7 protein-coding genes and 1 pseudogene are annotated in these 12,673 nt (G+C 67.0%); 3 read left to right on the top strand and 5 right to left on the bottom strand.

Translation table 11 applies throughout. From position 1 onward, the window contains the following. Positions 1-430: 430 nt before the first annotated feature. A complete protein-coding gene (gene mobF / locus ACFSL2_RS23150) occupies positions 431-5,713 on the top strand; it encodes a MobF family relaxase (RefSeq protein WP_377200878.1) in 5,283 nt (1,760 codons plus the stop codon). Between the two features lie 987 nt (positions 5,714-6,700). On the opposite strand, the gene ACFSL2_RS23155 is transcribed toward mobF, so the two are convergent. The 5 genes and pseudogenes from ACFSL2_RS23155 to ACFSL2_RS23175 form a co-directional block, all read right to left on the bottom strand. After that, positions 6,701-7,429, bottom strand: coding sequence for an 8-oxoguanine DNA glycosylase OGG fold protein (locus ACFSL2_RS23155; protein ID WP_377200098.1), 729 nt, complete (start codon positions 7,427-7,429; stop codon positions 6,701-6,703). Next, positions 7,426-7,938, bottom strand: coding sequence for a UTRA domain-containing protein (locus tag ACFSL2_RS23160; protein ID WP_377200879.1), 513 nt, complete (start codon positions 7,936-7,938; stop codon positions 7,426-7,428). Before ACFSL2_RS23160 ends, ACFSL2_RS23155 begins: the two co-directional genes overlap by 4 nt. A gap of 7 nt (positions 7,939-7,945) precedes the next feature. Continuing rightward, positions 7,946-8,143: pseudogene (locus ACFSL2_RS23165) on the bottom strand (GntR family transcriptional regulator); the annotation flags it as partial. Beyond that, the gene (locus ACFSL2_RS23170) at positions 8,140-8,451 is read right to left on the bottom strand and encodes a GntR family transcriptional regulator (RefSeq protein ID WP_377200099.1); all 312 of its coding nucleotides are present in this window, start codon (positions 8,449-8,451) and stop codon (positions 8,140-8,142) included. The gene ACFSL2_RS23170 and the pseudogene ACFSL2_RS23165, both read right to left, overlap by 4 nt. A 35-nt stretch (positions 8,452-8,486) precedes the next feature. Further along, a complete protein-coding gene (locus ACFSL2_RS23175) occupies positions 8,487-9,593 on the bottom strand; it encodes a DUF932 domain-containing protein (protein ID WP_377200100.1) in 1,107 nt (368 codons plus the stop codon). Positions 9,594-9,875: 282 nt separating this feature from the next. Between ACFSL2_RS23175 and ACFSL2_RS23180 the strand changes: the two genes are divergently transcribed. Both ACFSL2_RS23180 and ACFSL2_RS23185 read left to right on the top strand, forming a co-directional pair. Further along, positions 9,876-10,409, top strand: a complete 534-nt coding sequence (locus ACFSL2_RS23180; protein ID WP_377200101.1) for an NYN domain-containing protein — start codon at positions 9,876-9,878, stop codon at positions 10,407-10,409. Continuing rightward, positions 10,409-12,514: an N-6 DNA methylase gene (locus ACFSL2_RS23185; protein ID WP_377200102.1), complete on the top strand. Its 2,106-nt coding sequence runs from the start codon at positions 10,409-10,411 to the stop codon at positions 12,512-12,514. Before ACFSL2_RS23180 ends, ACFSL2_RS23185 begins: the two co-directional genes overlap by 1 nt. The last annotated feature ends 159 nt before the right edge of the window (positions 12,515-12,673 follow it).

Genomic DNA, 12,673 nt, shown 5'->3' on the forward strand with positions numbered 1-12,673 from the left:
CACAAGAGTCGAACGAAACTGCCCAGCGTCGAACGAATACTGAAACCGCCACGGGGAGTGGTCACCTCGACGTGCACACAGGGGGCAGCCACAGATTTCGCCGGTATCCAGTCCACGGCCCGTTCGGTACCTGTGCGGGCTCTTGGCATGCAAAAGACCCGGGGCCACACCCGCGACCTTCGCGCGACCAGGCAGCAGCGACACAAGCGGCGAGCAGCGACGGCGACGCACAGGCGGCGCGACGGCGCACGGCACACGGCTGACACGGCGCAGCGGCTGCGCGGATATGGCGGGCAGGCGAGACCAGCGGACAGCGGGTCCCGCGGACCGCCCGACGAAGGCCACACACCTAATGCACAACGCTGTGAGCGGTCCCGAGTCAACTCTGAGTTGACCCGCTCCAGCCCTGCCGGGAGGGGTGGGGGACGTGATGACGGTCCACGTGCTCAGCGCCGGTGGCGGGTACACATATCTCACCCAGCAGGTCGCCTCGGGGGACGTCCCGCGTGAGCGGGGCATGTCGTTGACGGACTACTACATGCAGCACGGCAACCCGCCTGGCCAGTGGGTCGGTTCGGGGTTGGAGCAGCTCGGGGTGTCCGGGCAGGTGGCCGAGAAGCAGATGCTGTCCCTGTACGGCAAGGGCCGCCACCCGGACGCGGACCGTCTGGAGGTCGAGGCCCTGGCCCGCGGTATGTCGAAACGCGACGCGGAGCGAGAAGGCGCGCTGGGGCGAGCGTTCCCCGAGTTCAAAGCCCGCCCCGACGACGGGTACAAGCAGGCCCTTGACACCGCGTTCGCAGCATTCGCGGCGGAGCATGATCGTCCACCGGAGGCGGGGATCGAGCGGGACCTGATCCGGTGGACCGTCGCGCGCACCGTGGCACAGCAGGAGAGGAACGACAAGGGCGCCGGCACGGTCACGGACGCCGACGTCACGCAGTGGCTGGCCAAGCGCGGGCAGCAGCCGCGCCGCGCGGTAGCGGGGTACGACCTGGTCTTCACGCCGTCCAAGAGCATCTCGGTCCTGTGGGGCCTGGGCGATCCGGCCACGCGGGCGGCGATCACCCAGGCGCATATCCAGGCGTGGCGGGACACGCTGGCGTGGATCGAGGCCGAGGGCGCGCTCACCCGGGCCGGCGCGGGTGGTGTGCGGCAGATCGATACCCATGGCCTGACGGCGGTGGCGTTCGATCACCTGGACTCCCGTACCGGGGACCCGAATCTGCACACTCATGTTGCGGTCTCCACGAAGGTCCGTGGCGTGGACGGCGAGTGGCGGGCCCTGGACGGACGCGTCCTTCTCGGCCTCAAGGTCGCGGCCTCGGAGCGGTACAACACCCGGATCGAGCAGCTCCTGGTCGAGCGTCTCGGGGTCGCGTTCCACACCGAGACCCGAGGGAGGGGCAAGCAGGGTGTGCGAGAGATCGTCGGGATCCCGAAGGTGCTGCGTGACGCGTTCTCGAGGCGGCGGGCGGCGATCAAGGAGTCGTACGAGACGCTGCGTGCGCAGTATCGGGCGAAGTACGGGCACGAGCCGGGTACGAAGGTGGCGTACGGGTTGGCGCAGCAGGCCAACCTCGATACCCGCCAGGCCAAGGGCGCTCCCTTCGGGCTACGTGACCGGCTGCCGCAGTGGGCCGGTGTCGCCGCCAGCGTCCTAGGCAGCCGGGCGGCGGTGGCCCGGATGCTCGCCACCGCGCTGCACCCGCAGTCCGGGACCGGGCGGGTTGTGGTCGACGAGGCGAAAGACCTGTGGCCTGCTGTCGCCCAAGACCTTGCCGGGAGAGGGATCACCCGGTGGACGTTCCAGGGCGTCACCGACGCCGTCGAGCGCCTCGCCACAGCGTGGCCGCACGCGCAGGTCTTCCGGCAGTTGCGGTGGCGCACACCCACCAGCCGCCAAGCTGTGCTCGCGGGACTGGCGGAGGAGGTGCTGGCAGACGGCGACCTGGTCGACGCGTGCCTGACCAACGTGGCGGGCAAGCGGGCGACGTGGACGACCTACCACCTGCAGGCCGAAGCCACCCGCCTCGCCAGGGAACACGCCCACACAGGGACCGACCTGCTGGCCTTGGCCGCGACGATCACCGGGCACGCCGTCGCCGACAGCCTCCAGATCACGCCACCGGACCTGAACGAACCCCCGGACGTGATGCACCGCAAGGACGGCGAGTCGGTGTACTTCGTGCACGGCTCCACCCGGTACACGTCCCTGGCGGTGCTGGAAGCCGAGGACCAGCTCCTGGCCGCTGCCCGCACCGCCGGTGGGTTGATCATCGAGTCGTCGTCCGAGGTGGACCGTGGCATCGAGCGGGTGAAGGCCGAGACTGGTCGGGTCCTGAATCCAGGGCAGCGGGAGCTGGTCGCGCACTTCGCGGCCAGCACCGTCCTGGCCGCGGGGATCGGCCCGGCTGGGACTGGGAAGACCACCGCGATGCGGGCCCTGGCCGCCGCCGTCCAGGACGCGGGCGGCAAGCTCATCGCGCTTGCGCCGTCGGCCGCCGCCGCGGAAGTCCTCGGCGCCGACCTCGGCGACCCGGGAATCACCGCGGAGACCCTGGACATGTTCCTCCTGGCGAACCAGGGCGCTGGTGGGGAACGCCTTCGGCAACGCCTCACGGTCGACGAAGGCACCGTTGTGCTGGTCGACGAGGCCAGCTTGGCCGGCACCCTCGCCCTCGCGCAGGTCCTGGCCATCACCCGACAAGCCAGGGGCAGCGTCCGGCTGCTCGGTGACCCTGCCCAGCTCGGCGCCGTCGCGGCCGGCGGGGCGCTCCGCCTGATCGCGGAGCAGGCGGGCGCGGCCGAGCTGACGCAGATCCACCGGTTCCAGACCACCGGGGAGGCCGAGGCCTCCCTCCAGCTCCGCGACGGTGACCATCGGGGTCTGGACTTCTACGTCACGCGGCACCGCACCCTGGGCGGGTCGGCGGCGCAGATGGCGGAGGAGATGTTCGCGAACTGGCAGACCGACTCCGACCACGGCCGCAAGACGATCATGATCGCCGCGACGAACGATCTGGTGACCGACCTATCTGCTCGCGCTCGCCTGCACCGCGTCGCCCGCGGCGAGGTCGAGGAAGACGGCGTGACTCTGCGCGATGACAACCGCGCGGGCATCGGCGACGTCATCGTTACCCGGCTGAACAACCGCCATCTGCACGCCAAGCATGACGACCGTGACGTCGACTGGGGTCGGGACTGGGTGAAGAACGGCGACCTGTGGCGCGTCGTCGCCCGAGGTCGCGACGGTGCCCTGCAGGCCCGACACCTGGACACCGGTGCGACCGTGGTGCTCCCGGCCGACTACGTCGCCGCGCATGTCGAGCTCGGATACGCCACGACGATCCACCGGGTGCAGGGCATGACCGTGGACACCAGCCACGCGATGGTCGGGGTCGGCATGACCCGCAACGAGCTCTACACCGCCATCACCCGCGGACGGAACTCGAACCGGGTCTACGTCGAGACCGACGACGTCCTCGACCTGGACCCGCACCGGCAGCCGGACCTGGAGCGCGCGGTCCTGAACGCGCTCAAGGGCGTTCTGGACCGCGACGGCGAGGAGAAGTCCGCCTCCCGTGTCATCGAGGAGGAGTGGGACTACGCGCACTCCCTGGCCCGCCTGGTTCCGGAGTACGAGGACGCCTACCTCGCCTTCCTCGAGCCCGACCGCACCGGCCGTCTCGCCCGGGCCCTTCGCTCCGTGCTGCCAGAGCGGATGGCGGATCTGGTGCTGGCGGACGAGGCGTGGCCGGCGCTGGCCAAGCGCTTGTCCCAGCACGAAGCTGCCGGCACCGACGCAGCCGCCGTCGTCCGGCGCGCAACAGGGCAGGGATTCGGGGGTGCTCGGTCGATCGCGAAGGTCCTGCACCACCGCATCGGCGTACCCCGCCCCCACGACACCGTGCGAGGGCTACCGGCCTGGATCACTACTGCACCCGACACCACCGAGGACCTCCTGTGGGGCCACGACGCGACCGCGCCCACCACGACTCAACGGGAGGCGGGCGTGGGGAACTCGGTGGCGACGGACGAGGAGCGGACAGGTGCCGCCACGTCCGTCGGCGCGGCGGGATCGGAGGCACCGGCCGATCCGGGGGAGCGCGCCCTGGTGGTGGAGATCACCGAGCATGCCTGGGTGTGGTGGACCCGGCAGAACGCAACTCAGTCGTGGGCCACCCGGTACATGGCCAGCCGGGGCCTGACCGACGCGGACTGGGGCGTTGCCCCCGCGTCGTGGACGGGGCTGACCGACCATCTGCAGTCCCTTGGGTACACGCCCGACCAGCTCATTACCGCTGGGGTCGCCACCAGAACCCGCAACGGGCGGGTGATCGACAAGTTCCGCAACCGGATCGTGTTCCCCTACCGCGACCAGACCGGCACCGTCGTCGGCGTCACCGGGCGCATCAACCCCGCAGAAGCCACCGCGGGCGACGGGCGGGCACCGAAGTACCTCAACAGCCCCGAGACCGCCGCCTACCGCAAGGGTGAGCTCCTTTACGGCATGGACGCCGACGCGGTCGCCCGTCTGGCGGCTGGGGCACGTCCCGTCCTGGTCGAGGGACCCACCGACCACGCCGCCCTCCACCTCGCCACCGCCCGCCTGGCCCAGCAGACAGGAGTCGAGATCGTGCCCATCGCGGCTGGCGGCACCGGTGTCACCCAGCAGCACCTCCAAGCGCTGCGGGACGCGACCGGCCGGGATCTGACCGACCTGATCGTCGCCCTCGACCCCGACACCGCCGGCCGTACTGCCGCCGCCCGCGTCTGGGAGGCACTCACACCACGCGAGGCCGCCCATGCGCAAGCCCTCGACCTGCCGGCCGACCCCGCCCAGGTCGCCGTCGAGGACCCCAACACGCTTGCCGCCGCACTAGCCGAGCCGGTGCCCTTGGAGTGGTTCGCGATGGAACCCAACCTCCAGCACATCCGGACCATCGATCACCGCGACCAGCAGATCTCCCTCTTGTGCGCCCTGGTCGACCACCTCTACAAGCGCGTGGAGCTCACGCAGTGGCCGGCGTTGGTTGACAACGTCGCACAGACCGTCGGCAACACCCCGCGCGCGACCACCCATGTCCAGCTCGACGTCGCCATGGTGCGGTCGGTCATGACCGACCACCTCGCCGAACGCATCCTGGCCGCGGCACAGGCAGACGCCGGCCCCGAGATTGACCTCACCGCCGAGACGAACGACACGACCGGGACCGAGCGGCCGCCGGTAGTGACCGACCAGCACGTGCACGCATGGCTGGTACGGCACGCCGACCTGATCGCCACCCGCCTAGACATCCTTGTCCAGCAAGCTCTGACCGACCCAGACCTATGGATGGAGAACATCACTCCACCACCCCCACCCGGCCCCGCGCGCGACACATGGAAAGCGGCAATGAGGCATGTGTTGGCCTACCGCGACCGGTATCAAGTCACCGACCTCATCCACCCGCTGGGCCCCGAAGTACGGGGAGGAGAGCGCGGCAACGCCTACGCGCTCGCCACCCGAGCGTTGGAAGCCATCACCGCAACCGGCGACATCGAGTTCCGACCGGTCGCCCGGTTCGTGCCGCAACCGATGGAACGCGTGCCGGTGCTCCTGGCTGATGCGCGGGCCGATGCCGGACGCGTGCGCCGTGAGGCCGACGAACGGGCCAGGCGCGACCACGCCGAGCGGGAACGCGAGTGCGCGACGGGCTGGGCCTGGTAGGCCTGTCCGGCCGGGAACGGCTGCATCACTGGTCTTCTCCAGGGCGACAACTGCGAGCCTGAGGGAGGAGGTCAACCACGCGACGTCGCAGCGCGTCGCCACCCGTTGACGACGCCCACTTGGTCGGCGGTCAGGATCGGCGAGCCGCTGCGGGCCGTCGCCCGTGTCACCCCGAGTTGGTATGCGGCGACACTCGCTCGCAGCGTGCTACGGCTCAGGTTCGTCGTGGTGGCCAGGTGCGTCGCTGAGAACCGGCTGCGCAGGTTGGTCCCTGTGAGTCCGACGTACATGCACTCGTCGTCGGAACAATGCGTACGCACCCATCACCTGCGGGAGCAGCTGGGTCGGAACATCAGGGCATCTCAGATGCGAGGTTTGGTCTGGCATCGGCGACCGTGAGCGCGTTCGCTACGACTGATCGGTGACGAGTACGTCCAGATCACGCGCATGGTTGGCGTAGTACCCGACGATGACGACGCGTGCGCCTGTGCTGGTGTATGCCCAGGTTCCCAGCGATGGTCGATTATTGCTGGGCCACAGGAACGCATACCCTGCATCCGGATTTTGACGTGCCCATTCCAATGGATCGGCTCCGTGCAATTGTTTGGGGTATGCAACTCTCACAACGTGCGAGTGCTTACGCTTGATCCAAGGCATGTGCTGGTGCTCCTAGCGGCGGTTCGTCTGGGGGTCGAGATATACGCAGCCGTCGTGATAGACGGTCGGATCGAGTCGCGCGTAGGATCCATCATCCACTGGCGGGCAATCAAAGAGAACTGGACTCTTCCAAGGAGCGAACCAGCCGTTCGCGAACATCACGACGAAGAAGAGTATGCCCACCAAAGCGAGCGCACGCCAGAACCGTAAACTGCCAACAGCAGATTCGGAACTCATGAGGGGCGAGCGTAGTCTGCGGGCACGGTGTTTGAATGTAGCGGTTCGGATGAAGCGGTCCGTTGCGTACAGGATTCCGCTCAGCGGAGCAGATCAGCCTATAGGCCCCCCGACTGGCTTGCCGTTCTGGGAGAACAGGACCCATTCAATCCACTGTGCATGGTTGGGCGACTCTGCCCACTCGTGGACGATTTCCACGTACGCCTGGTACTTCGCGGCGGGTTTCTTGCTGCCGACCAGGTCCGAGACTGTAAGCCCGAGCGTGTCGTTGAGCGTCTTCCAGACGTTCTCGTCCAGGATGAGCGGCTGCCAGATACGTCCGTCGCGCCGTCCGGCGAAGGCGAACCACTTGCTGAAGAACGACTCACTGACGTAGGAACCCGGCCGCCACGCACGGTAAGCCACGGCCAGTTCGTCGGTATCTTCGGCTCCCCGGAGGATCGCTGCTGTCATTCGGAGGTTGTCCAGCAGGACGTCCGGCTGTGCGAGCGCGTTTGCGGCGTTCTGGAAGCCCCACCGGGATTGCTCTCCGTTCCCCCAGGCGAGCATGAGGAGCCAGAGAGACAGGACCTGGTCATCGTCGGTCAGGTCAGTGGCGTCGGCAAGAGTAGCAATCGTTTGGCGCGCCACGGACCGTCGGCCGGGCCGGACCAGCGTCGTGGTGGCCTCGCTTTCGAGAGCAAGCCTGACGACGTCCTCGCTAAGGACACTTTGCAGTTCGCGCGCCCACCGGTCGGGGTCGAAGGCGACCGGAAGCTGCTCCTGTGCCTCGTGGGACCCGAGGAGTGGGGCGAGTGCAGGTGGCACTGGGTACTGAGTCACGGACCCAATCCTTTCGGAACGTCCTGTCGGTACTGCAGCTCGTACGGGTGCGCGCCTTGGATCAGAACGCTCACCTCGACCGGGTGATCGTCGTCCGCCAGGATAGTGCGCAACTGGCGCAGTACAGGGAGGCCGCCCGGTAGGGTCAGAAGGACGATCTCCTCGCCGGTGGGCTGGCGCGCCGAGACTCGGTCGATGAATCTACGTTCGGGCATCCCGAGCCGTAAGAGCACGGCAGGCGCACTCTTGGGAACTTTGCTGCGATGGGCGAGCGGCGCTCCAGCGACAGGGTCGGCCGGGTAGTACGACGTCGACACCTCGACGGGTGCGCTGTTGTGGAGCAAGATGCGTCGGCGGCGGACGGCGGTTCCATCGTCGGGAAGCCGAAGTGCGAGGGCGACATCCGCGGCGGCGTGACCGTGTCGACATCGAGCAGGTCGTAGCGAATCCGTCTCCAGGTGGCAGGTAGGCGGCGACCTCGACGACGACCGGGCGTACCACCCGCACATACACGCCCTTGCCGACTCGGGAGTCGAGGAAGCCCGCGTCCTTGAAGTTCCGCAGAGCGCGCTGGATCGTGGCGTTGGCAGCGTTGAACCTGGCGACGAGGTGCGCGGTCGAGGGGATCAGCGTGCCGGGTGCGAGGTCGCCGGAGAGGACCTGGTCGCGCAGCTCGGCAGCGATCTGTTCGTGGCGAGGCCGGCGGTCCGTCATGGAGTGATCTCGTAGCGCAGTCGTCGGCCGGCGGCTGGGGAGACCATCCGGGTGGCCTCGACGGGCTGGCCGCCGTCGGACAGGCTGACGCGCTGGAGCTCGATCACGCAGGTAGGCCGGACGAGATCGATGGTCTCCGCTTCTGTTTCCGCCGCGAGGCGAGCGGCGACATCCTCGACAACCTTCCGGGCCTGCGCGCTCTGGCAGTGTGGACGTCGCCGTCGAAGACGATAGCTCTGCTTGCGCTCTGACGGGGTCGTAGTCGCGCTCTTGAACGCGATGAAGTTCGGCTCCGTGGTCGCCTGCATGCTCCGGTGTCCGGGGCGGCAGGTGGAAGGCCATGTCAGGCTGCTTGTTCGAGCACTGCCTCGAGGTCCAAGTACGTTTCTCGATCGAGTTCGTCGAACAGGCCGTCCACCGTTCTCTGCAGGTTTCGGTCCGTACGCCAGGACGACACGCGGTCTGGCTCCTGGTCCTCCTTCTTCTGCGGGAGGCGGACGTGATGGTCGTAGGTGTTTACCGCTTGGACGACACCGTGGGCTGTGCCGTGCCAGGGGGCGCACCGAGGGTCGTTTCGGTAGATGTAGGTGAGGTTCTCCCGTCGCTCCTCCTTCAGCAGCCGCATGTAGTCGTTGTCCGGCTTCCCGGTCTTCGTTCCCCACGGGACGGTCCGATCGAGAAAGAGCTGCCAGTCGTCCTCCGTCACCGCGATCGCGCAGAGCTCGGCGACCTGGCGTCGGAACTCGTCGGCAGCGGTGTCCACGATCTGCAGGGCGTCTCGAGCCTGTTCCAGCCTTAGCTCCGAGTTCTTCGAGTGGCGCACCTTGAACTCCGCTCCGCTCTCCTTGAGCGCGACCGCACGGGTGTTGTCGCAGACGACATCAGTGATCGTGCGCTTGTAGACGGTCGCCGACGAGCCGTCCATCGTCGTGGTCGCCAGGAGATTCGGTCGGAACTCGACGCCCTCGTCGGTCATGAGGTTCTCGGGGACAGAAACCTCGACCCAGGCGACAGCACCGCCCTTGAGTAGTCCGGCTGAGCTGACGGAGAGTCCATCGTGCAGGAGGCCGGCAACGTTCTCAAGCAGCCAGTCCGAGTACTGGTGGATCTTGTAGTCCGGTCCGACGACGCCGAAGACGGCGCCTGTATCGCGGTCGGAACGGTCTAGCGCGGATCGGTTGCCGATGACCTCCCAGCGCATCGGTTTGTTGTCGAGTCCGTAGTGGGTGGCCTCGGTGAAGGTGGACGCCGGGAGCTCGACAGCCACGCGGCGGTGGACGCCTTCCCAGTTGAAGAGCCTTGCTCTCACGTCTTTGAGGGGGATCGCTCCGGGGTAGTGGTTCGGTTCCCCGCCCTGTTCGGACGCCTTGTAGTGCCAGGCCGTGCCTCGGCGGTCGGTGTGACCGATGAGAGTCATCGTGTTGAGCCATGTCAGCGTCTCGCGGGTCACCTACTTGCTCCTTCACGAGGGGATCGACCGGAGGCTACCAGCGTCGTACGTGGGGACACCGAGATTCCGCAGGTCTGCTAAGGGGTGATCTTGGAGCCTTGCGGCCGCGGTTCTATCCAGCCATCGGGCGGCCCTCTGTACCCCGGACCACCCTTCAACTGTGAACAGAACAGTTAGCTCGGAGCTTGTGAATCGATCACTCACTCTTGCAAGCCTGGTCGATCGGTTCTAGACTCGTCGTGTCAGCCAGTTGGTTTGCACTGCGGGAGACGAGGACCATCAATGCCCCGGCACCACCACAGCTCCATCCCGGCCTCGATCGGCGCGCCGGGCTCCACTCGGACCTACTACGTCGTCGACATCGAGAACATGGGTTGCTGGCCGCACCTGACCCTCAGCCAGGTGACTTGGTGCCGAGAGCGGATCTTCACGAAGGTGACGCCTGAGCCGGGCGATCAGACGGTGATCGCGTCCAGTGATCACAACGCAAGGGCCGTGTGGTATGGCTGGTCGCTGTCAGCAGACCGCCGTGTTCGGTCGGGCAAGGACGGTGCTGACCACGAGCTGCTGGACGCTCTCAGCGACGTCGCCTGGATCGCTTCCCGGTTCGACCAGGTCGTGGTTTGCTCTGGCGACCATATCTTCGCGCCGGCAGTCGCGGCGCTGAAGGCGGCCGGGTTGCACGTGATCGTCATCGCGCCAAGCGATGGCCTCTCCCGCCAGATGCGCATGGCCGCAGGGCCGGACCTGATCTACCTTGACCTTCCGTCCGTCTACGTCTCCGCACCGAAGACTCGTATCCCGAGGATCGCCTGATGAGCACCCCAACCACCCGGCTGACAATCGCCGCCGCCGACATCGCCGACCTGGCCGGCGTCGGTCGCTCGACCGTTAGCAACTGGCGAACCCGTCGCGACGACTTCCCGAAGCCCGTCGCGGGGTCCGCTGCTAACCCTCGTTTCGACGACGCCGAGATCCGGGCCTGGCTGGCCGCCAACGGCAAAGAGATCAAGAGACTGAGCCCCGACCGGGTGTTGTGGGGGGCGCTCGATGCGCTGCGGGGGCTCGGATCTCCGCAAGAGATCGCTGATGTCGCGAGCGCGTTGATCGTCTGGCGGTATGTCTCCGATCCAAACTCGCCAGGGTTCGAAGAGCGGCTGCCCGAGCGGGTGTGGTGGCCTGGTCCTGTCGTGCACGGGGGTCTCCAGCCGATCCAGGAGGGTGCTGCGGCGTACGAGTCTCTGAATCCCGACTTCCGCGGCATCTTCGACGTCCTGATCGGTGGCCGTTGGTTGCGGTCCGGCACGGCGAGTGCACGGGCACCTCTTCATCAGTTCCTTCAGGAGCTGTCGCGCCTGCAGCCGCAACAGCTGGACGAGGCGTTCGAGGCGTTCCACGATCGGTTGACGCTCTCGGTCAAGCGCGGATACGACACGACGGCGACAAGTCTCGATCTCACCAACCTCATCGCGACGTTGGCAGCCGACATTCCCGGGCCGGTTCACGACCCGGTCGCCGGCTCGGCGAGGATGCTCTTTGCTGTTGGTGCGCAGGGAAAGGGCCGTACTGCTCTGACCGGGCAGGAGATCGACCCGGGGGTCTGGGCTCAAGCAATTCAGCGTGTTTTGATCCGGGGAGAGACCCGGGCCACGATCGCGTTGGGCGACACCATCGAGGACGACAAGTTCGGTCTTGCCAATGCGGCCGTCGTCGTCATGGACCCGCCGTACGGGATGCGGGTACAGAACCGGCACCACCTCTATCTCGACGAGCGGTTGCGGTTCGGTGTCTCCTCGGCCAGCGCGGACATGCTGTGGCCGCAGATCGCCATCGCACATCTCGCGGACGGCGGCCGAGCCTTCGTTCTGGCGCCTCTGGGAACCTTGTTCACCGCGATGAGTGGCAAGGTCCGGCAGGAGCTGATCCGACAGGGCACAGTCGAGGCGGTCATCGGTCTTCCCCCTGGCCTCGCGATGACGACCCACGTCCCGCTCGCTCTGTGGATCCTGACGCGGCCGGGACAATCGGCCGATCCCGAGCGAGTGTTGCTCGTTGATGCAACGCAAAACAAGGACCTTGACCACGAGGCTGTTGCTCACGTCGTGCGTACGTGGCGCGAGCAGACGTCTGTGACGGAGCGGCTGCCCTCGGCGGCTGTGCCGATCACCGAACTCGCAGCGAACGGATGGGTCCTCACTCCGTCCCGTTGGATCGCCGTGGACAAGGAAGCGCCTGGGATCCATGCAGTTCTCGGGAAGCTCGACGATGTTGCGGCGACGGTTCACAAGATCCAGCGAGCCTCACCTGACGAAATCCGGCCGGCGTTGCGCCGGTCAGAAGGTCATGCCCACCTCGTGAGCCTGGGAGACCTGATGAAGTCGGGTCAGCTGACGATCATCCGTGCGATGGTCAGGGGAAAGGAAATACCCGAAGCAGCTCGAGGGCGGGGGCTCGATGTCGTCAACGCGCAATGGATCCGCGGCGGTTCGACGGAGAAGAAGACTGACCCGAAGCTGCTCGACGGCTACCCGACCATCACCAAAATCGGTGACGTCGTCGTACTCGGGCTCGGAACCCTTGCTGCTCGGGTGGATGAGGAAGGACGCCATGTCGTCGTGCGATCGGACCACGTCGTCCTTCGGATCCATGACGAAGTCATCGACCCGGACTACCTGGCAGCCTTGCTCGTGACACCGCAGAACGAGGCGAAGTCGACCGGGACTGCCGTGCAGCGGTTCCGCGTACAAGACCTCGTGGTTCCGATCCTTCCGATCGCGCACCAGCAGGCCGTGGCCGAGCAGATCCGCGAGCTGCGTCGCCTGAAGTCGGTGGCAGAGGAGCTTGGGTCTCGAGTAGCGACTGCACAGGAGGCCCTTGTTGAAGCCATTGCTGCGGGCACCGTCGACGTGATGCAGTCCTGACGCGAAACGACGAGCAACCTCACCCATGCCAGACACCAAGGTACTGCTGCCCGTATCGTCGCAGGTCGCTAGAGTCGTGGCAGGTCTCGAGGTGGGCGTCGCCCGACCATCGACCATCTCAATTGATATGAGCAACGCCGCGCTGTGGCGTGTGGAGCA

Source organism: Promicromonospora aerolata (assembly GCF_042682255.1).
In the GTDB taxonomy this organism is placed as follows: Bacteria; Actinomycetota; Actinomycetes; order Actinomycetales; family Cellulomonadaceae; genus Promicromonospora; species Promicromonospora aerolata.